Source organism: Candidatus Fokinia cryptica (assembly GCF_034359305.1).
In the GTDB taxonomy this organism is placed as follows: domain Bacteria; phylum Pseudomonadota; class Alphaproteobacteria; order Rickettsiales; family Midichloriaceae; genus Fokinia; species Fokinia crypta.
Window position 1 is genome coordinate 795,672 of sequence record NZ_CP110343.1, and the last position, 19,915, is coordinate 815,586.

17 protein-coding genes and 1 tRNA gene are annotated in these 19,915 nt (G+C 33.1%); 10 read left to right on the top strand and 8 right to left on the bottom strand.

Annotated features, from left to right (window positions below; all coding sequences use genetic code 11):
- Positions 1-14 precede the first annotated feature (14 nt).
- From Fokcrypt_RS03495 to mtaB, 4 genes are all read left to right on the top strand, one after another.
- The gene (locus tag Fokcrypt_RS03495; RefSeq protein WP_323722146.1) at positions 15-713 is read left to right on the top strand and encodes an MlaA family lipoprotein; all 699 of its coding nucleotides are present in this window, start codon (positions 15-17) and stop codon (positions 711-713) included.
- Positions 714-811: 98 nt separating this feature from the next.
- Positions 812-2,029 carry a hypothetical protein gene (locus Fokcrypt_RS03500; protein ID WP_323722147.1) on the top strand — a complete coding sequence of 406 codons (1,218 nt, stop codon included), beginning with the start codon at positions 812-814 and terminating at the stop codon, positions 2,027-2,029.
- Between the two features lie 86 nt (positions 2,030-2,115).
- Positions 2,116-2,823, top strand: a complete 708-nt coding sequence (locus tag Fokcrypt_RS03505; RefSeq protein WP_323722148.1) for a JAB domain-containing protein — start codon at positions 2,116-2,118, stop codon at positions 2,821-2,823.
- A gap of 300 nt (positions 2,824-3,123) precedes the next feature.
- Positions 3,124-4,404, top strand: coding sequence for a tRNA (N(6)-L-threonylcarbamoyladenosine(37)-C(2))-methylthiotransferase MtaB (gene mtaB, locus Fokcrypt_RS03510; protein ID WP_323722149.1), 1,281 nt, complete (start codon positions 3,124-3,126; stop codon positions 4,402-4,404).
- A 16-nt stretch (positions 4,405-4,420) separates the two neighbouring features.
- Here the strand turns inward: mtaB and Fokcrypt_RS03515 are convergent, their stop codons facing one another.
- The 3 genes from Fokcrypt_RS03515 to Fokcrypt_RS03525 form a co-directional block, all read right to left on the bottom strand.
- Entirely contained in the window at positions 4,421-5,146 is a 726-nt protein-coding gene (locus tag Fokcrypt_RS03515; RefSeq protein WP_323722150.1) for a thioredoxin domain-containing protein, read from the bottom strand.
- A gap of 15 nt (positions 5,147-5,161) precedes the next feature.
- Positions 5,162-5,233 (bottom strand) — tRNA-Cys (locus Fokcrypt_RS03520).
- Between the two features lie 27 nt (positions 5,234-5,260).
- On the bottom strand, positions 5,261-5,506 hold the full coding sequence (locus tag Fokcrypt_RS03525) for a hypothetical protein (protein WP_323722151.1): 246 nt from the start codon (positions 5,504-5,506) through the stop codon (positions 5,261-5,263).
- 108 nt (positions 5,507-5,614) lie between these two features.
- Between Fokcrypt_RS03525 and Fokcrypt_RS03530 the strand changes: the two genes are divergently transcribed.
- From Fokcrypt_RS03530 to Fokcrypt_RS03545, 4 genes are read left to right on the top strand one after another with little or no spacing between them, the layout of a single operon-like run.
- Positions 5,615-6,280, top strand: coding sequence for an amino acid ABC transporter permease (locus tag Fokcrypt_RS03530; protein ID WP_323722152.1), 666 nt, complete (start codon positions 5,615-5,617; stop codon positions 6,278-6,280).
- A gap of 21 nt (positions 6,281-6,301) precedes the next feature.
- Positions 6,302-8,911, top strand: coding sequence for a UvrD-helicase domain-containing protein (locus Fokcrypt_RS03535; protein ID WP_323722153.1), 2,610 nt, complete (start codon positions 6,302-6,304; stop codon positions 8,909-8,911).
- Positions 8,908-9,381 carry a nucleoside deaminase gene (locus tag Fokcrypt_RS03540; RefSeq protein ID WP_323722154.1) on the top strand — a complete coding sequence of 158 codons (474 nt, stop codon included), beginning with the start codon at positions 8,908-8,910 and terminating at the stop codon, positions 9,379-9,381. Before Fokcrypt_RS03535 ends, Fokcrypt_RS03540 begins: the two co-directional genes overlap by 4 nt.
- Positions 9,378-10,091, top strand: coding sequence for a phosphatidate cytidylyltransferase (locus Fokcrypt_RS03545; RefSeq protein ID WP_323722155.1), 714 nt, complete (start codon positions 9,378-9,380; stop codon positions 10,089-10,091). Before Fokcrypt_RS03540 ends, Fokcrypt_RS03545 begins: the two co-directional genes overlap by 4 nt.
- Positions 10,092-10,093: 2 nt before the next feature.
- Here Fokcrypt_RS03545 and Fokcrypt_RS03550 read toward each other — a convergent pair whose 3' ends face one another.
- From Fokcrypt_RS03550 to Fokcrypt_RS03565, 4 genes are all read right to left on the bottom strand, one after another.
- Positions 10,094-10,840: an outer membrane protein assembly factor BamD gene (locus Fokcrypt_RS03550; protein ID WP_323722156.1), complete on the bottom strand. Its 747-nt coding sequence runs from the start codon at positions 10,838-10,840 to the stop codon at positions 10,094-10,096.
- A 170-nt stretch (positions 10,841-11,010) separates the two neighbouring features.
- The gene (locus Fokcrypt_RS03555) at positions 11,011-11,829 is read right to left on the bottom strand and encodes an RMD1 family protein (protein WP_323722157.1); all 819 of its coding nucleotides are present in this window, start codon (positions 11,827-11,829) and stop codon (positions 11,011-11,013) included.
- Between the two features lie 491 nt (positions 11,830-12,320).
- Positions 12,321-12,851 carry a TraR/DksA family transcriptional regulator gene (locus Fokcrypt_RS03560; protein ID WP_323722158.1) on the bottom strand — a complete coding sequence of 177 codons (531 nt, stop codon included), beginning with the start codon at positions 12,849-12,851 and terminating at the stop codon, positions 12,321-12,323.
- Between the two features lie 223 nt (positions 12,852-13,074).
- Positions 13,075-15,546, bottom strand: coding sequence for a hypothetical protein (locus Fokcrypt_RS03565; protein ID WP_323722159.1), 2,472 nt, complete (start codon positions 15,544-15,546; stop codon positions 13,075-13,077).
- A gap of 180 nt (positions 15,547-15,726) precedes the next feature.
- Here Fokcrypt_RS03565 and era point away from each other — a divergent pair, with 180 nt between their 5' ends.
- The gene (era, locus tag Fokcrypt_RS03570) at positions 15,727-16,713 is read left to right on the top strand and encodes a GTPase Era (protein WP_323722160.1); all 987 of its coding nucleotides are present in this window, start codon (positions 15,727-15,729) and stop codon (positions 16,711-16,713) included.
- Between the two features lie 20 nt (positions 16,714-16,733).
- On the opposite strand, the gene Fokcrypt_RS03575 is transcribed toward era, so the two are convergent.
- Positions 16,734-17,816 carry an efflux RND transporter periplasmic adaptor subunit gene (locus tag Fokcrypt_RS03575; protein WP_323722161.1) on the bottom strand — a complete coding sequence of 361 codons (1,083 nt, stop codon included), beginning with the start codon at positions 17,814-17,816 and terminating at the stop codon, positions 16,734-16,736.
- A gap of 184 nt (positions 17,817-18,000) precedes the next feature.
- Here Fokcrypt_RS03575 and ftsH point away from each other — a divergent pair, with 184 nt between their 5' ends.
- Positions 18,001-19,818, top strand: coding sequence for an ATP-dependent zinc metalloprotease FtsH (gene ftsH, locus Fokcrypt_RS03580; protein ID WP_323722162.1), 1,818 nt, complete (start codon positions 18,001-18,003; stop codon positions 19,816-19,818).
- Positions 19,819-19,915: the final 97 nt, after the last annotated feature.

Consider the following 19,915-nt stretch of genomic DNA (forward strand, 5'->3'; position numbering starts at 1 on the left):
AGTCAAATATTCAGATGTTAGGTAAAATTGTTGTTGCATTTACTTTTTTATGTGGTTGCTTTTCAACTCTACATCGTGCCGTTGCAGTTGAAGATTCATGTTGCAAGATGAATGATATGTGTGAAAATTCACATAGAAGTGTAATGACGTTCAATACTATTGTAAGTGACAAGATGCTCTTCCCGGTTGCAAAAGCAGTAAGAGGTAGTAATAAAGAATATCATAGAGGTTGTATACATAACTTCTTTTATAATTTGAGAGAGCCATTGTATGCTTTGAATGGATTACTGCAAGGTGATCTTAGGTCAGCGTCACAGAGTATGTGTCGTTTTATGTTTAATACCACAGTGGGATTATTAGGGACTATTGATGTTGCATCAAAAATTGGCATTCCGGAAATTAGAAATGGATTTGCCGTTACATTTACTAAATGGGGGATTCGTGCTGGAAACTACAATGTAATACCGCTTTTTGGACCATCTTGTTCAAGAGATACGTTTGCTCTTGCGATGGATTTTATACTAGATCCACTAAATCTAGTTCTTCCAATTGGAGCATTAATAGCAGTTTCTGCTGGAGAAACGATAGTAGCGGTTGATGAAAATTTAGACATTATTCATGATATAAATGATATCTCACTAGATCAGTATGCTGCTTTGAAGGCTGCCTACGTAGTCAAATACGGATTACAAGCGGATAAAGTGAATGGATAAAATTGCTATATTAGAAGCATTTTATGTGGCAAATGTAGCATTTACAAAATATATTTTTTCTGGTAAAACGAACGCTGACTATATGTCTTGATAATGTAATGAGTATTGCAAAAGTATGCTTCTTACTGTTGGCGTCGTTCTTTGTTTTTTCCTCTGAAGTAAGCAGTGGAGGAGAGGTATTTATGAGTCAAGAGTTTGAGAATGTGGATAGTAGTAGTATTGATAGTACTATCTACGATAAGGTGTGTAACGGTGAAGCAATTTTAGAAAAATTTCCTGATAAAAAGTTTAAGAAACGTTCTTTGAAGTCTAGAAAAAAGAAGTATACAATTGCAAAAAAGTACAATGTACACAGTACTCCGAAAGTGAATGGCTTGAAAAAAGTCGGGAAAGCAAGTTCCGATTTAAAGAAGGGTAGTTCTAAAATGTCGAAGATTATGGCAATCTCTGCTCCAAAATCGGCATCGGGTAATTTTGGTAACGCAAGTGCAGCTGACACTTTGGTTTTTGGAGAACATGGAGTGGTTTCAAGTAAAGTATTGAACTACTCTTTACATGCACCACATCAAGAAATAAAGCGGAAAAATGAAGTTGGAGTTGGTGTTAGTATCGGTAGAAACATTGGGCACTCTTTACATACTGTAGGAGGTGCGTTAGTGGAGGAAGAAAGTGTTACAAATCTTTCGTTGTATGAGTTTACTGTATCGCTGAACAGAGAATTATGGCAGTCGAAATCTGGGGGACTTTCTGTACTTATAGGAGGATTTTGTGGCAATAAGATCGTTACTGGGGATTTTGTTAGTGGAAATGGTATGATATTTGGTGTTAGTTCCAAGTTACTGATGCCTTCTTTAAATTCTTTAAAGACAAAAGGTAGCGTCTATTTTGTGCCGTACGTTGAAGGTCGATTGTTTTGGTGCAATATGAGTTACGAATCTATAGGGAATGTAACAGTAGTATCAGAGAGTGTTGCTAATAAAGTAATGGATAAAAATTCTTGTTCAGAAAGCTGTTATTGTATACGAGGAGAGCAAATCATACATGATATGTTTGGGATGTACGGTACTGCAATAGCTGGGATGCGTGTTACTGCCGGAAATGTAGTAATTAGTGTTGGAGCAAGAGTAGATAGAGATTTCCAAGATGTAAAAATATTAGATGGTAAGTTTATGGAAAAGATTACCGGAGAGTGTTTAGAGTGTACTAGTTCTGATGCTGTGTCGGTGGATAGAATGTATAAAATTGAATCTTCCTCCATAAATAATTCTGGAAGTACATCGTTGTATGGTGTTATCGAATTGTCTTATAGATTTTAACCTTTTTAAATATGCTAACATAAACAAGTGTTAACATTACATAGTTTTTCGTTTTATTAATTGCTTTCAGTGCTTTTGTTATAGCGATGGTTCAGAAAAAATTGCCTTCAGTAAATTTAAGAGCATATTTCTCTTCTATGACAGATGAAGAGCTTCTTGCTCATGTATGTAGATATGTGGCAAGAAGGGAGCAGGGAGATGTTATAGCAAAGCAGTTGCTCTCATATTTTGATAATCTTACGAGCGTAGTACATGGTTATTATCTTCCATATCGGAGTGAAATTAGCGAGAAAGTAGAGTTTTTTATGTCGTTATTGTCTGATATATTTTTCAGATTCATTTCTCCTAAAGGGCTTCAGGGCTTACGTATTCCTAGGGATATAAATCAGCTAGTCGAATATTGTCGAATAACAATGTCATTTGCGCCTAGAGAAAGTATGTACATATTTCATTTAGATGCTAAAAATACAATCATTGATGAAGATGTTGTAGGCATTGGTACTATAGATAGAGTGCCGGTGTATCCTATAGAATTGGTGAAGCTAGCAACTTGGAAAAGAGCTTCATCATTGATAGTAGTACATAATCATGTGAGTGAAAATCCTTACCCCTCATCGGCTGATATAGAAGTTACTAGCATAATAGAAGGGCATTTGAGTAAAGCCAATATTCAGCTATTTGATCACTTAATTGTAACTAGGCTACTATATTATTCTATGAAAAGCCGTAACTGTTATAAAGTACATCATGATTTCCTTTGTGCAGAATACAAAAAAAGCTCTGTAAAAAGATAGGTGATAAAAAAATTATCATTTCATTATTACTATAGTAGTAGTTTTTAATATTAAAGATAGACTAAATAAGCGATCATTCGATAGTTCAATTAAATGTTAGTGTAGTTATATAATATTGATAAGATATAGTATTATTCGCAAATTTTCTGATAATTGGGTAATTCTTAGTTAGAATCAGATGATATTATATATTAGTGATGGTATTCTATTTATACTCTATTTTGTTATTTGTGCTTATTGGTAGTGTCATTTATATTAAAGATACTAGAGATTGTTGAGTTATTTTTATTGTGATGGAGTATGAGTGTTCAGGTTATTACATTTGGATGTCGGTTAAATTCATATGAGAGTGGTATTATTAAAAAAAATGCCCAGATAGCATCGCTTGTAGATACTGTCATTATTAATAGTTGTGCCGTTACTAATGAAGCGGAGAAGAAATTAAGAAAAACAATAAAGAATCTGAGAAAAAAGAATCCTAATTTATCTATTATTCTGACTGGGTGTGCAGCTCAGATATCTCCAGATTTTTACAAGAATTTTGATGGAGTGGATTTTGTGATAGGTAATAAAGAGAAAATGCAAGAAATGACGTATTCCGATATAAAGGAAAGGATGTTGAATAAGGGATCTGCAAATAATGTTGTAGTTGGTGATATCATGTCAGTACAGCATATATCTGAGGATGATAATGTGATAACTGAAAGTAATAGGACCAGAGCATTTATAGAAATTCAAAATGGATGTAATCATAGATGTACTTTTTGTACAATCCCATTTGGTAGAGGAAATAACAGAAGTGTACCATTAGGTAGTTTAGTAGAACGTGTTAGAAAGTTAGTTGATTACGGGTATAAAGAGATAATACTCACTGGAGTTGATATTACTGACTATGGTCAAGATCTACCAATAAAGATAACACTAGGGGATGCTATAAAAAGGCTTTTATCATGTGTGCCAAGTATTTTACGTCTTAGACTATCGTCTATAGATGTTTCAGAAATAGACGAGAAGTTATTGCGAGTGATTATAGAAGAAGAAAAATTAATGCCTTTTTTTCACATCAGTATGCAATCGGGTGATCCGATGATTTTGAAGAGAATGAAACGCAGACATTCTCCTAAGGATGTAACAAATTTTTGTAAAATAGTAAGAGAATTCAGAAGAGATGCTACATTTGGTGCTGATATAATTACAGGATTTCCTACTGAAACAGACGAACACTTTTATAATACCTGCAAATTAATAGAAGAGAATGCTATTTCACATTTACATGTTTTTCCATATTCCCAAAGAGATGGAACTCCTGCGGCCAAAATGCCTCAAGTTCCTCATCAAATACGAAGAGAAAGAGCTTATAAGTTACGTGAAATAGGGGATAGTATATTGCAAAAGCATTACAATAAATATATAGGGCAAACAGTTAATGTACTATTTGAAAAAGGGAATGAAGGTAAAACAGAGAACAATAGTAAAGTATGTATTCGCACATTAGTGCAGGAGAATACGCTCTTACCTGTAAGAGTTATTGAGGTTATGCGAGATAAAGATGAATTGAAGCTGTTAGGAGAGCCTTTATAAGGGGTGTAGATTAGAGTTATTGTATTAATTTCGGTATATCTTTAGAGTGCGAAGAGTATATCACTATATTAGTGTCTTTATCGTTATGTTGAGTTGGCTGCGTTACACTTTCGTTCTTTACATGAAAAACAAAATCATCTTTGTTTGATGTGTTCGGTTTTTCGATTAAAGCTAAGAAGTACTTGGCTATCATTAATTCATTATCCTCTGGTTCTTGATGTGAAAATGCAGTTCTTTCTTGTTCTGTCAAAATGCAATATTTTCCTTCCGTAAATAACATGACATTTGTACGAGTCATTATTGATGGTATTGCATTTGAAAACACTAAAGAAGTATCAATAAAGGAGTGTTGTAGAGTGATACCATTTTTCTTAAATATTTCATCAATTACATCTGTGGATGGTGTATCTATTGCAATTGCAATAAGGAATAATTCGCTATTTCCTTTAATTGAAGTATATTTTTCCATTACATGCATAGCTTTCAAGAGACCAAATGCTTCTATATCCCATTGAGTCCAGAAAGCAATTACTACTTTTTTTTGGTATAAGTGAGCGAGAGAAAGTGGTTCTGTATCTACAGTTGTAAATGGAATATTTAATAAATTATAATTAGCAGTGATGTGATCGTTAGAGTTGCAATAGCTATGTCTAAAACTACTATCCTCAATTGTACTAGCAAAAGAGTGAGGTAAAATCACAATTTCAGTGAAAAAGATAGTAAAGAATAAAAATTGTATCATTGGATCTTCTAAAAGAGGCCGGAGTCAGAATCGAACTGACGTATAGCGGATTTGCAATCCGCTGCATTACCACTTTGCTATCCAGCCATATTTATAAACGAGCATTAATGTCGTTTACTTCTTCTGTGCCATTCTGAGCCTAGCTATTCTCTTTGTCATTCTTGCAGCATCTAACATTGCTCTCCTTTTAGCTTGAGATGGCTTTTCTCTAAATCTCTTCATTTTCACCGTCTCTAGTATTCTTTCCTTATACATACGGCGTGATAATTCAGCAAGAGCGCTGGTAACATCACAAGTTTTATCATCTGTTCTTCTGACTAAGATTTTTATTGCCACAGTAATACATAAAGAGTTATACACATAGCGAACATAATTTTCGCTACTGAGATTCTATTTAATTTGCGTCTAAAAATCAAATAAAGACAAGGAAAATACTAGTCAATTTTAGTTTTTTACACTACTTATACGATGTTAGCTCTCTTACTACATAGCAATGCAATGCAAGATGAATTTTTGCCTAAAATACTGTTTATAGGAGCAGGGATTTTACTAACTTTAAAACTACTATTTGTGAGTTTTACGATAGGCTTATTTTTAGGTACATTACTCGCAATTCTCAGATTTAACGGAATTTTTTCTCGTAGCATAGATATTTTTGTATCATTTGTGCGTGGTTCACCAATGATATTACAGTTGAGTTTTATGTATTTTGTTATTCCACAAGTTACCGGTTTTTCTATGGAAGCGGAGAGTGCTGGATTTATTACTCTTGGTATTAATAGTGCAGCATATATAGCAGAGATAGTGAGATCTGGTATCAATAGTATTCCGAGTGGTCAATTTGAAGCATCAGCTGCTTTACAAATACCAGTATCATTTATGTGGAGAGATATAATATTACCGCAGGTTTTGAGAAATATATTTCCTGCGCTAACTAATGAAATCATTACCTTGCTTAAAGAAACTGCATTGATAGCAACTCTTGGTGGAATGGAGATAATGAGGCGAGCCCAGATCATAGGAGCTGAGGAATTTTCGTATTTTGAGCCTTTAGTGGTAGCTGGTTTGTACTACTATACTTTAGTGTTATTGATAGAATTTTTCAGTAAAAAAATTGAAAAGAGGTTGTTTTAGGGGTAATTTGGCGTTTTTTTTATGAATCAGAAGAAAGATTTTTCACAATTCTGTTTTATTTCTGCTTCAGCAGGTAGTGGTAAAACAACAAGAGTAATAGGACGTATGCTACAGCTCCTTTCACGTATTCCTGTATCAAAGATACTTTCTTCTCCAAATTATTCTAAAATTGTATGTATTACTCACACTAATACTGCGGTAGATGAAATATTATTTAGATTAAAGAAAATTATAAAAAGCTTTACTTTAGAAAAATCTTTTGGAGTATATGTTAACTATATTGGAAAGGCATGGAAAGATGAGCAAGATGTTCAAATATTTAATGAGTTACATTCGAGGTTAGAGGAAGTAGTTTTTATAAAAACTATTCATAGTTATTTTTATTCTGCCTCGGGAATGATGAATAGAGTGATCAATGAAAAAAATGATGAAGCGATTTTTAGAAAAGTTTTCCTTACTCTAATACGAAGTTTATTGCATGCTCATATCTGTAATTCACTAACTGAATCATTACGTAGTGCACTAAAAGTTTTATCATTGGAGTTTAATTTTGATCTTTCAGAAAGTTGTAGTGAATTGATGTACGAATTTATAAAGGTATGGTGGCATAATAAGGAATACGATAGCTGTACATTATGGGAAGGACATATAAAAATGTTTACGATCTCCAGCGACATAGACCGAATGCTGGATGAATTAAATAGTGAAGAATTATTTAATATCGTAAAAAGAGAGGTAATTGATAATAGTAAGACTTGCATTAATCATCTTATAGATGAGTACAATAAGGAAAATTTCGAAAATTATATATTAGGAAATTGTTGTTTAGTGGAAAGTTGTACTAGTTTTATAGAAAAGCATTTAGAAAATTATATCATCTCATTTGAAAAAGATAATTTTGGATTGCTCAAAGATATGAATGAACTTCCTAAATCAGATATAGAACACAGAGAATTTATAGAATGGATGCGATTAAGTAGAAAAGATAAAATAGTACGTTTTAATGACTATATGAAGTGTTTTTTTACTGATAAAAAGGAACTCAGAAAAAAGAATAAATTTTCTAAGTGTGTACTATCTAATGAAATTTTTGATAGAGAAAAGGAGAAGATAGCACGATTGAGCATAATCATAGATAAATTAAGATACATTAGGATTTTTTATAGTGTAATGCTTTTTTCCATAGTATCTCATATTGGATATTTCTTTCTCAAGCGTACAGAACGCGTATGTAATTATAATGATATCATGAAAACAGCCTATCTTAGATTAGGAGATGATGCTAATAAATACTCATTATACTCAAAAATCGAACATATACTGATTGATGAAGCGCAAGATTTGGATTTACTACAATGGGAGTCTTTACGCTCTATTATAAATGAATTTGCATTTGATGATACTGGCAAGAGTATATTTATTGTTGGAGATATGAAGCAAGGAATATTTAATTTCCATAATACAGAGGCTTCTTCTTTTTATGAAGAATTTGAGAAACTTAGTAATCATTTTCGGGATTGCAACAAGTTTTTTACATTTGAAGAGATGAATACTAATTATAGAGCTAATAGGACTATTGTGAATTTTGTAAATCATGTATTCAGAGATAAATTTGATAAATGGTCTGATTCAATCGCATATGAACACTCAGATGGTGCGATATATTTTTTTAGAAATAGCAAATCATACAAGGAAATGTGTTTTAATAGCCTTGATAACTCGGAAAATGGTGTAGAAGTTATAGAAAGTGATAATGACAGTAGTGAAGAAAAATTGATGCAAGTATTATCTAAAATTTCTGAGTTGTCTGATATTAAAATTTCTGAGTTATCTGATGTGTTAGTATTATTTCGGACGGCAAAAACAGGATATGAAAAAATGGTGAAAATGGTTACCGATAAGGGATTAAAAGTGCATCATAATTCACATGGTGAGTACGAAAAAGTTTTGACGCAGATAAGATATTTACTAGAATTCATGTATAATCCACATGATGATGTTGGTTTCATTTGTGCTGTATCGAGTATCATTGGTATAGAAGAAATTCAAATTGATATAGATAGTAAAAAAGAGAATTCTTTTTCGCTATGGGAAGTGTTGCAAAGGAAGAGAGGTAATGAGAAATTTATGATTTTCTTACAACAATGTTGTTCTCTTGGTATGTGGGGTGAATTTCGTTTTTTTCTCATATTATTTTATAAGTTCTTATCTTCGATAGGTGATTCATCTGTTTTTATTGTAGAAAAATTACTTGAAGGCCTCGAACTTAATATAGTGCAAACTTCAATTGCGGAGTTATGTTTGCAATGGGATGAATTTTCCGAAGTATTGTATAAAAAGCTGAAAGAGAGCAGCCGCTCCGAAAAAGATGTTGGAATTGTATTTAGTACAATTCATAGTGCAAAAGGGATGGAGGCATCTCATGTCATAATAGCAGATTATCCGTTTTCTACTAAAAGTCGAAAAAGAATAATTATTAATAGTAATAGAGAGATTATGTTGAAACTCTCTATCTTAAAGAAATCTTTTTATGAAAGCATGGATTATCAGGAGCTATTTGATGATATAGAGTCTAACAAGCTTCTATATGTCGCTATGACTAGAGCAAAAAGTTATTTATATTTCTTATGAATGATTATAATAGTAAGCACTACTTTTACATGCATGTAGCCTTAGATATAGCTCGAAAAGGTGCAAATTTAGGGGAAATACCCGTAGGAGCAGTAATTGTAAATGTAAAAAGTGATACTATTGTTGCAACAGCTCATAATCTTACAATACAAAAATGTAACAGAATTGCGCATGCTGAAATGATTGTGATATCAGAAGCGTCGGATTCTGTTAATATGGGTTTTCTTGATCATCACGTCATTTATGTTACATTAGAGCCATGTGCTATGTGTGCAAAAGCACTATCATTGAGTAGAATAAAAAGTATCTATTATGCTGCTGATGACGTTAAAGGTGGTGCTATAAATAATGGAGTACGTATTTTTGATAACAGCACTACAAATCATAAGCCATTGGTGTATTCTGGACTTTTTGCTGAAGAAAGTAGTATTTTGTTGAAGAATTTTTTTAATGTTTTAAGAAAAAAATGAATAAAATAAGTGATTATTTTTTAAAGAATAATTTTATAGTACGTTGCTTTTCTAGCTGTTTTATAGTGATAGCATCATTATGTGTAAATTTTGCTAGTGAACATGCATTTATGCTGTATTTAATGGTTGTTGGAATAATGATGATAATAGAGTTTCAAAAGATGGTTTCGTATCATCACGCAAAAATCTTTACTGGCATACGTAGAAGATTAAAACTATTGGAGTGGATGCTTTTAGGTATTGCGTATGTTTTATGCTTTATAGATAGTATGTTGTATATGAGGAAAATGGAGAATGGTCAGTGGCTTGTAGTATTATTATTTGCAATTGTATGGACTACAGATACCAGTGCTTATATTAGTGGGAAGTTGTTTGGAAAGAGGTGTCTCCCCAGTTATATTAGTCCTACTAAAACTTATGAAGGTTTATTTTTAAGTATTATAATTACAGTTGTAGTTATATGTCCATTGATGGAGATGATGCAAAAATATAACATTTATGACAGTGCTGCATCATGTTTTAGCAATATAGTACTCATCTTGATATTGAGTATAGCATCTCATTGTGGAGATCTACTAGAATCAGTCTTAAAAAGGCACTTTATGGTAAAAGATAGTGGTAATGTAATACCAGGACACGGAGGAGTGCTGGACAGATTTGATAGTATGATATTCGCATCCATTATAATGCGGATATACCTATCTTTATAGCGTTATTGGAACAGTATTTGATATATTCTACTAATCCATACTGAATCAGGATAGCTCTTTTTTGCAGCTAAATAGTAAACATTTGCGACATGTGGAATACCCATACCATACCATGAAACAGCCATTCTATACATTGCTTCTTGCATCAATGAGCTATCATATTTACCTTCTAATATTTTTTTATATCTGTTAGAAGCAGATAGATAATCACCTTTTTTCTCGTAAAAACGACCTATTTCCATTTCTTTTGCCGCTAATATATGTTCGCAGTAGCGAACTTTCCTTAAAGCATCGAGTCCATAATCCGTATTAGGGAAGTTGCGTGCTACTGACTCAAGCTCTTCCTTAGCTTTATATGTGATGTACTGATCTCTTCCAATGTCTACGATTTGAGTATAATAATTTATGCCACTCATATAGTAAGAGTAAGCGATATATTCACTCGTAGGATATCGAATTTGAAAGTCATCTTTTGCATCTATAGACTCATCGAAACGCCCTTCTTGGTACAAGATGTATATTTTCAAGAGACGTGCTTTTTCTGCTTCCGGCGAGATAGGATAATACATTTCTATTTCTGTAATGTTTTCAAGCGCAACACTAGGATTACTATCCTTTTTTTCTAGAGCTGTATTATAAAGCTGTACTGGATTTTTCGTAGAGTAATTCCTTACATCGGATGTACAACCATGAATAAGGAATGAACAAAAAAAGATAATAGCGCTTATGGTACAGCGAAAGCGCTTCATTATCGACTAAGAAAGTTGAGAAATGCGAATTGCTTGTATCACAGAAATTTACCAAAATAAAGTGCGAATGCGTAATTTTGTTTTGTTTATTATATCGATTTTGACCTTTCTACATTTATCATTCTTTTCAAACATGACTATTGCAGTGCTTATTTCATGACTTTTCTAACTCAAAAGAACTTGGATACTATTTCGATCATTGATAATACCATTTCTACGAATATTAGAAATATTATTATCATTTCTAACCTCAGAGAGTGTGAGTGGTTCACCTCATCTCGTAATATCTCATATAGTTCGTATATTATCGCAAGTCTTCTATTCAAGTTATCACTCCTTTGTTGGATATCCATAAATTTGCGAGAAGCATCGTACACATTTTCATACTTTGGATTTTTCCAGAAAAATCCAGGAATATCGAGCACATCATTACTTAGATTGATTGCACTTCTCTCCATGAACAGCATTCCTATTTTTTTAGCAAGTTCTCTTCTAGGCATTTTAATATAACCTCTTTTTACTAATTCTAATGGAATTTTCTTATTCTCTTCTATTAAAGAAAAGACAGAGATTTCGAATACTCTTAACTTTACGGACTGAGATAACCCATATGAAAGGGCTAGTTTAGTGTATGGATTGTCGTCATTCTTCTTAGAAATTTGTATTACATCGCTTGCCATATCTATATTTGTTGGACCATCCTCCAACACGACATAATAACATAAATCCGAAAGATAGTTCTCGAGAGGGGTATCTACGTATTCAACTAGATTTTTTAGGAAAAGAGCTTCCTCTTCTTCTGAATAATTCCAAAATATAACACATCCATACGAAAAAACGAATATTTCCTTCTGAGTTTTTGATGAATTTGTAACATGGATAGCGTCAGAACTGCAAACTCTAACTGGTGTTTCAATGCTAGTGAAGACTTCAGAAAATGCGAACAGATCGCATCCTGCTCCAACGCAGTATGATGCACATCTAAACATTTATTGCTTCTAATTTTTTACAGAACATGCAGTATGAAGTTACACGGTACCATTTAATGGTATCTAAGATACCTCATAAGATCAATAAGTTGATGTTTTTTCTGTTTCCTTGAAGCGTAGTTTTTACTGCTGAAAAAATTGTGTTTCGTTAAAAGTACTACTTTTAGGAGTTGATGATAAGTCACAAGCTATAATATGTAAGATGTAGAGTGAGAAAAAAATTTCATCAATTGAATAATCATCCAATAGACGACTATTTTTTAAAACACTTTTTAGATTTTAATTATTTCTTTCGTATTCTTAACGATATGCATTTTTCGATTTTTTCTATATATACTCCTTCGAGAGGGGTTAAAGCATCAAAGCTGTGATTGCTTTAGGTTTCTTTTCTATTCTTTCAAAATAAAATACCATGTATAGTTGAAATTATACCACATTAGTTTGGTCTGATTACTATAAGAAACCTTAGTATAAGTAACTAACTGCTATAATTAATCTGCTTGTTCCAGAGAAGCGTGTTCTTGAAAGATTTGTTTGTTATGACGTTTTTCAAAATTCTCATGTATCTCTTGAGCAATCAAGCATTTGCGTGCGGTTGGTCTAGCAAGTAATCTCATAATTCCTATCGGTTCTCCTGTTTCTTCACAAAATCCGTATTTTTTATCCTCTATGAGGCGTAATGTGCTATCTATGCGTTCAATTAACTTCCGCAATCTTTCTGTTTCTCTTACTTTTATATGTATGTTTGCCTCTTCAACAGCGTCATCCATTTCTTCGCTTTTACTAATTGCACATTCTGCTAAGTATCCTTTTGCATTTTCTAATGTACGTAGTAGCCTTTCTCTCCAGTTTGATATTGCACTTTTGAAGAATTGTAGATGTTTCTCAGACATGTATTCCTCATTAAGAGAAGGGATGTAGTCATCGACAGCATCTTTTGCAACATCAAACTCACTTAAGAGCTCAAATGTTTTATTATCGTAGTTGGTATTTTTAGGACGAAGTATGTTCATAGAAGACATATTTACGAGTATAGATATCGCACTATGTTATAAGTCTAATCACTTTATAAAAGATTACGCAATAGCAGTTTGTGAATTAAGTAATAAGTATTTGTAATTTTATTTTAGAGGGTGTTGGTTAAAAATTTCTTAATTGAAGAGATTCTATAATTTAATATGAAAAATTAAATAACATTTCATTATAAATAATATATTCATTGATGACTGATTTTTCTTTAGAAGGTTAATTCTCTCTATTTGTATTATCTTCATCTTCATTACTGTTTTGAACACTTCCATCATCTCTATTAATTGCTGCATTATCTTTTGAATTTCCTTGTTCATGAAATGCATTACTTTCCCTGTCTGCGAATTCTCCATCTTCCTCACTTCCGCTACCTTCTCCATCTCTGTTTACATGCTTAGATTTTTTACTACTAGAATTTTTAAGTTGTTCTTGTAACTGAGTAAGCTTTTCTTCTACGCTGAGCTCTTTGCTATCACGTTTTAAGTCTTCCGTAAGCTTTATATCACCGTATTCTAAGCTACTATCTTCTACTGCATCATCAAAATAATCATGTTCTGGAATTTCTGGAGTGCGCTCTAGATTATTAGAATGAAATTTACTGTCTTTTTGTGGAGATATTTCACCATTTTTAGATTGTGAGCTTGATTCTTGTCTTTTTTGCGATGAATCAGATTTTTGAGTATTAAGCTCTTGTTTAGAATCTTCTCCACTAGAATTATCAGAAACATCATCTCGTGAGACTTTTGATTTATTATCTTTTGAATCTTTATCTTGTTGTTTTTTTGTTGAATCATTTTCTCCAAAGATTAGTTTTTTCATTTTGTTCTGCACTTTGTTCCGCAGGTTCGTGAATTGTGCATTTGTATGTTGAGCTGTTTCATCTATACTACTAGTAACATTAGAGAGACCATTTATTAAGTCACCTAACTTATCAAATAATTCATAAAATAGAACTGCTGTTACGATAGTATACATATATACATCAAATTTTAATGCTTCTTTTGCTTCAGCATAAGGGGATGTCATAAAGAATTTCAGTAGATCTAATACTGGCAGATTAATAATAGGACGCCAGCAAACCGTGTAATTATAGAGTGATTTAAATGATGTATCTAGCATTACTATCATTAAAGCCGAGGATAATGCTATTAATATTAGTGTTATTGCTACTACTGTAAGTTGCTTAAAAAGTGTCATCAAAAAATCTTCCAATGTCGGAATGATGCTAATTACCATAAATAGCGGAAATACTGTTTTTATAAGATAAAATCTTATCATTGCATCTAGGGAATACAGAAATGCCTTAAATATAGAAAACGTGAGAACTATCGTTAAAGCATATAACAGAATTATGTAGTAAAATTTTAAACTAAATAAGATCCCCCAAATCTTAGCATTAATTGGTGAAGAATATAAAATATTAAGAATTGAGTCATATATTGCTATATACCATAATTTGCTCATTACCGTTTCAGCTGCGGTTGAAAGAGTTGGTACATCTCCAGTTGTTGCATTAAATACTACTGACATTAGGATGATGTCAGAAATTGCACTACCTAGAGTCCAGAATGGATCTATTAGATATCTCTCTACTGTAAGAAGGCCTTGAGGTGTGAATAATAAACTTACAGTGCATAGCTTTATCATTCTCATCACCATATCATGAATTTTTACTTCTAGTACTCCAGTTAAGAATGCTATTCCATACCATATAATGTAGAAGGTGAGGATGAGCATAAAAATAGGCTGTAATGTTTTCGATACATACGTAGCGATTAATTTGCTACTGTTATCGAGAATTGTGTCGAATATTTGTATTGCACGGAATAAAAATCCAACCTGAAAAACTCCCGTGTTAAAAGTGATCGTATAAGAGCCATAATTATCACCGTAATAACTATCTATAATCTTTAGATATATTCTTCCAGATGGGATGCTTTCAGTAATGCATGACCATGAATTAGGAAGCATTTTACATTTTGTTGCATTCTTGATTGTAAACTGTGCGTTTTTATCTGAAGATGTAGTGACATAATCTCCAATATGCCACGTTGGAATAAAATATTCTCCATTAGTTGGAAGTGCTGAAGATAAAATATTTTGATTTGGGTTAAGTGCATTCGATGTGATCTGAGTTACGTTATTATCTGAGTTGATTATCTGTTGAGGGGAATAGTTTGCTGAGAGCGCATTATCTGTCTCATTTGTTATGAGCATATATAGTCCTACACCATTTGATAAGATACATGGATAAGTTGTGCGTGTAATGTGTACGTTTTGACCGTTATATTTAATATTTTGTGTATCTTTAGTTAAGCACATAGATTGTACTTCATTGCTACCAATACCTGCACTGCCAGAGTTACAATCTGCTAAATTGCATGCAATTGATGCACTTCCTAATGGACCCCATGAGCCACGTATGCTACCAGTGATAGTAAAGGTGCCAGCTTTTGTCCCGCCTATTGATATTAGGCTAGTATCAACCCACGATGCAACCTGTTGTATTTGTGGGGTTGTTGAGAGTAATTCTTTAGGATTAGAATGTATTGTTACAGTATTGCTCGCATTTACATCATTTTGATAATAGCACTGATCTTGGTGACGAGCGCTAGTAATGCTCGGGCAAGCTAATAATATAATTAGTATTATGCAGGTGATGCACTTAACGCTTCTGAAGTTTAGCAAATGAGCGTAGCATCGTAAGATATAATATAATCATATACATACGTTCTATCAATCTCAAGATTGCATTAATTTCTCATAGATTTTTCTATGATTTTTTTATTCTTCTTATGAATTTATGCTAGGGGCTTTTACTAACTTGCTCGAATGTAATACGATGTACGGAAAATGTTATTATAATTTATGACGAATAGTACTACTGCACCATATATGAGCGTGAAAATTGGTATATGTGGAGCACCGAATGCTGGAAAATCGACGCTTTTGAATGCTGTTTTAGGACAAAAATTAGCTATAGCTACACATAAACCACAAACTACAAGAGATAATGTAGTAGGAATGATGAAGTATGGTAGTACTACGATGTTATTTGCTGATATGCCAGGTATTTTTGAGGTATCTAAATATCAGTTGCGTGAGTATTTACTCGTGCAGGCAATTCAAGCTCTTTCTTGGTGTAATGTTGTGATGATTATGATTTCAGCAGAGTGTTTGTACAATAAAACGACAAAAGATGAAGTTTACTCTGTTATTGAAAAAGAGTTAATTAGTATCATTTCCTTGATAGAGAAATTGCCTAGTATTGTGACTATAAAGAAGAAAATTATTGATTGTTCGAAGAAACAAAAATTACTACTACTGTCTAAATATGACCTGATACCGTATGAAATGCGTGATACGGTAGCAAAGTGTCTCCAAGAATTGTCAGAAAAATATAATATAAAGTGTATAATGACTTCCGTTACATCAGGTCGTTATAATGATATTTTAGACATTTGTGCATCTTATAGTATGCCAACTTATCGTTGTTTTGATGATTTAGTATATACGAATGTATCTGAGAAAATTTTAGCTGAGGAAATTACAAGAGAGCAGATATATTTTTCTGTCCACCAAGAAGTTCCTTATTCATGTATGGTAGAAACTGTAGCGTGGAGAGAACTTGAAAATTATAAAGTGCAAGTATTACAAAATATCATTACAGCTAAAGAATCTCATAAAATGATTCTCATAGGAAGAGATGGAAAAATGATAAAATCTTTGAGAGAGAGAGTTACGAAACAGATAGAAGGAATTTTAGATAAGAGAGTAGAATTGCAGCTACATGTAAAAGTGAGAAGCGATTGGATGAAAAATATCAGACCGAAAGATAATCTAAAAGATTTTTGAAAAAATTACATCTACCTCTATTATTTGGTTTTTTCGCTTATAGTGCTATTCTCAGTAAGATACTGAGCACCGACAGTGATTATATTTAATGCACTTTGATGTAATATTCCTATATAATCATCTTTTTCAAAAATTGCTTTTACTATAAGTGATTTTACCTTATTATCTTCCACGGATTTTAAGATAAAGTTACCCGAGCTATCTATAGAAAGAGCTGATTTTGGTACCAAAATGCAGTTGTCAAAAACTAGGCTAAATGTCACCGTTGCATCGATATTATTCATCAAGCTATTTTTATTGTCATTGATGGTGATTTCGGTAAGAAATGCTTTTGTATCTTTCGCAGCTACCTTGCTAATAAAAGTAACGGTGCCGTTTAATGTTATATCTTTCCCACTGCCGTTTATCATAGAGACGGTGACTGGAGTATTATAAGAAACTTGAGCTACTTCTGTTTGAGAAAGATATACTTTAGCTTTAAACGCTCCTACTTTATAAAATTCTCCAACTACCCTACTTCCATTTGTGCCGTATCCTATAACATCATTTTTTTCAACGCTTATAAAGTCTACAAAGCCATTGAATGGTGCTTTCACAAATGTATCATTTAATATTTCTTTTGCATCTTTGAGTTCAGCTGTAGCTAGCTCTAACTTTTCTGTAGCATCGGCCATTTCGAACTTCGATGCACTTCCATTGTTATATAGTTGTGATATGGAGTTATGCATTAATTGTGCTTTTTCCAGAGCAATATTAGCTCTAGCTAATCTCTCCTTAGCACTTTTATCTTCAACTTTCAGTATGACATCTCCCTTTTTTAAATAAGTTCCAGACTGTACGAATACTTCCAATACTCTTCCACCTGCTATTGAGGTAAGTAAAATTTTATCACTCGCTTCTAATATGCCAAAAGCTTTTAGAGTAGAAGTATGTTGGCGAGGAGTAAATTTCTCAATTTTAAAGTAGTTATGTTGTGACTGTTTAGCTTGTTTATCATGGTTTGAAGTGAATACGCCAGAGAGCATCCACAAAACTAATACAAAAAGTATTGCTACTACTACGTAATATTTATTACGAAATGGCTGTAATTTATTAAGCATCATAAGGTGATACTGATCATTAAACCACTTTGATAGCAGAAAAAATGAAAAAATACTAATCAGATCTTAAGTTATTACTTGTTTAGAAAGTGAATAAAGAACCGTACTGCGGATATGCTGATGCGATCAGTATTGCGTATAGCGAATTTTGCACTATATTTTTTCCTAGATAACAGTAACTTACGCAATGTTCGATCTTAAAAAGAGAAAAAGCCTTTTAATGTGGTGCCTTATTGTTGGTATGCTAGTAGCACTCTACGGTATTTTTGTTGATGATATGGTAAATGTTAGAAAGATTGGCTTTTCTGACTTCATGGAGCTTCTGAATAAAAATCATCTAAAAACTGTAACGATTCGTGGTAATTTAGTAGAAGCAAGCGATAATTCTGGTACTTTGGTGAGTACTTTAGTGCCAGAGCTGTATATAGGAATGACACTTGTGAATGTTCTCCTTGAAAAAGGTATAAAAATTCTATTTACCCCATTGGAAACTCCTTTAGGTGGATTTTTAGGAGTGCTTTTGTCATGGGTGCCGGGGTTACTTTTACTTGGAATGTGGAGTTACTATATGAAAATGATTCAGGGGGGTGGGAAAGTTATGAATTTTTCCAAATCTCGAGCTCAACTTGTGACTGATGGTCATAAGGTGACGTTTGCGGATGTTGCTGGTGTGGATGAAGCAAAAGCAGAGTTGGAAGAGATTGTATTATTCCTTAAAAATGCTGAAAAATTTAAGGCATTAGGAGCAAGAATACCGAGAGGTTGCTTATTAGTAGGGTCTCCAGGTACCGGAAAGACGTTATTAGCTAAGGCTGTTGCTGGTGAAGCTTCTGTTCCGTTTTTTAATGTTTCTGGTTCAGATTTTGTAGAGATGTTTGTTGGTATCGGTGCAGGTAGAGTGCGAGATATGTTTAAACAAGCTAAAGAGAAAGCACCTTGTCTGCTTTTTATTGATGAGATAGATGCAGTAGGAAGAAAAAGAGGTAGCGGACATGGTGGTGGAAACGATGAAAGAGAGCAAACTCTTAATCAGTTATTGGTAGAAATGGATGGGTTTGGTAACGTACCTTCTGCACCTACTGTAATAGTTTTAGCTGCAACAAATAGAGCCGACGTATTAGATCAAGCTCTTTTACGTCCTGGAAGATTTGATAGGCAAGTTGTAGTTAGCGCACCTGATATAAGAGGAAGAGAGCAGATACTGAAAATACATATGCAGAATGTTCCTATTGCAAATGATGTTGATATAAAGGCTTTAGCAAGAAGTACTCCTGGCTTTACGGGAGCTGATCTTAGTAATTTGATTAATGAAGCAATACTTTATACTGTGAGGTGTGGTAAGACTAAAGTGGAAATGTACTGTATAGAGTATGCTCGTGATAAGGTGATGATGGGGCCAGAAAGAAAATCTATAGGGATGACAGAGCATGAAAGACGTGTAACGGCATATCATGAGGCAGGACATAGTATTGTTGCTCTCCATTCTCCTGCGTCTGATGCTTTATATAAAGTTACTATAATGCCGCGAGGATATTCTTTAGGGTCAACAGCAAGATTACCAGAGCATGATAAATACTTAGAAACGAAAGAAAAAATGCTTGCTGATATAGCTGTGGGTATGGGTGGAAGAGAAGCAGAAAGACTGATATTTGGAGAAAATCAAATTACTACTGGAGCTAGCGGAGATATTGCTATGGTAACGAAAATTGCAAAGAGAATGGTAATAGATTTTGGTATGAGTGAAAGGGTAGGGCACGTAAAAGTACAAGAGCAAGATTCGTACTATCGTAATTGTTCTGAAGAGATGTCAAAAATTACAGATGAAGAGGTAAGAACTATTATAGAAGGTGGTAGAATAGTAGCTCAGAATATTCTTATAAAGCATATAGGTGAACTTGAGCTAATAGCAAAAGCACTGTTGAAGTACGAAACTCTTACTGTAGAAGAGGTGAAGATGATAGTTAAAGGAGAGAAAATTAGGGAAGATGATAGTATTGAAGGATGATGTGTTGATGATCTTTTGAGTGAATATAAAAGGAAAGAGGAGGATAGAAGGATCAGTATGGAGAAGGTATTGAGTTGTGAGATCTAAGGTGAGGGAG

Coding starts and splice junctions, on each gene's coding strand:
- Fokcrypt_RS03560 (WP_323722158.1), bottom strand. CDS start 12,851: ATGTCTTCTATGAACATACTTCGTCCTAAAAATACCAACTACGATAAT.
- Fokcrypt_RS03515 (WP_323722150.1), bottom strand. CDS start 5,146: ATGATACAATTTTTATTCTTTACTATCTTTTTCACTGAAATTGTGATT.
- ftsH (WP_323722162.1), top strand. CDS start 18,001: ATGTTCGATCTTAAAAAGAGAAAAAGCCTTTTAATGTGGTGCCTTATT.
- Fokcrypt_RS03495 (WP_323722146.1), top strand. CDS start 15: ATGTTAGGTAAAATTGTTGTTGCATTTACTTTTTTATGTGGTTGCTTT.
- Fokcrypt_RS03530 (WP_323722152.1), top strand. CDS start 5,615: ATGTTAGCTCTCTTACTACATAGCAATGCAATGCAAGATGAATTTTTG.
- Fokcrypt_RS03540 (WP_323722154.1), top strand. CDS start 8,908: ATGAATGATTATAATAGTAAGCACTACTTTTACATGCATGTAGCCTTA.
- Fokcrypt_RS03535 (WP_323722153.1), top strand. CDS start 6,302: ATGAATCAGAAGAAAGATTTTTCACAATTCTGTTTTATTTCTGCTTCA.
- mtaB (WP_323722149.1), top strand. CDS start 3,124: ATGAGTGTTCAGGTTATTACATTTGGATGTCGGTTAAATTCATATGAG.
- Fokcrypt_RS03575 (WP_323722161.1), bottom strand. CDS start 17,816: ATGATGCTTAATAAATTACAGCCATTTCGTAATAAATATTACGTAGTA.
- Fokcrypt_RS03505 (WP_323722148.1), top strand. CDS start 2,116: ATGGTTCAGAAAAAATTGCCTTCAGTAAATTTAAGAGCATATTTCTCT.
- Fokcrypt_RS03545 (WP_323722155.1), top strand. CDS start 9,378: ATGAATAAAATAAGTGATTATTTTTTAAAGAATAATTTTATAGTACGT.
- era (WP_323722160.1), top strand. CDS start 15,727: ATGACGAATAGTACTACTGCACCATATATGAGCGTGAAAATTGGTATA.
- Fokcrypt_RS03550 (WP_323722156.1), bottom strand. CDS start 10,840: ATGAAGCGCTTTCGCTGTACCATAAGCGCTATTATCTTTTTTTGTTCA.
- Fokcrypt_RS03555 (WP_323722157.1), bottom strand. CDS start 11,829: ATGTTTAGATGTGCATCATACTGCGTTGGAGCAGGATGCGATCTGTTC.
- Fokcrypt_RS03500 (WP_323722147.1), top strand. CDS start 812: ATGAGTATTGCAAAAGTATGCTTCTTACTGTTGGCGTCGTTCTTTGTT.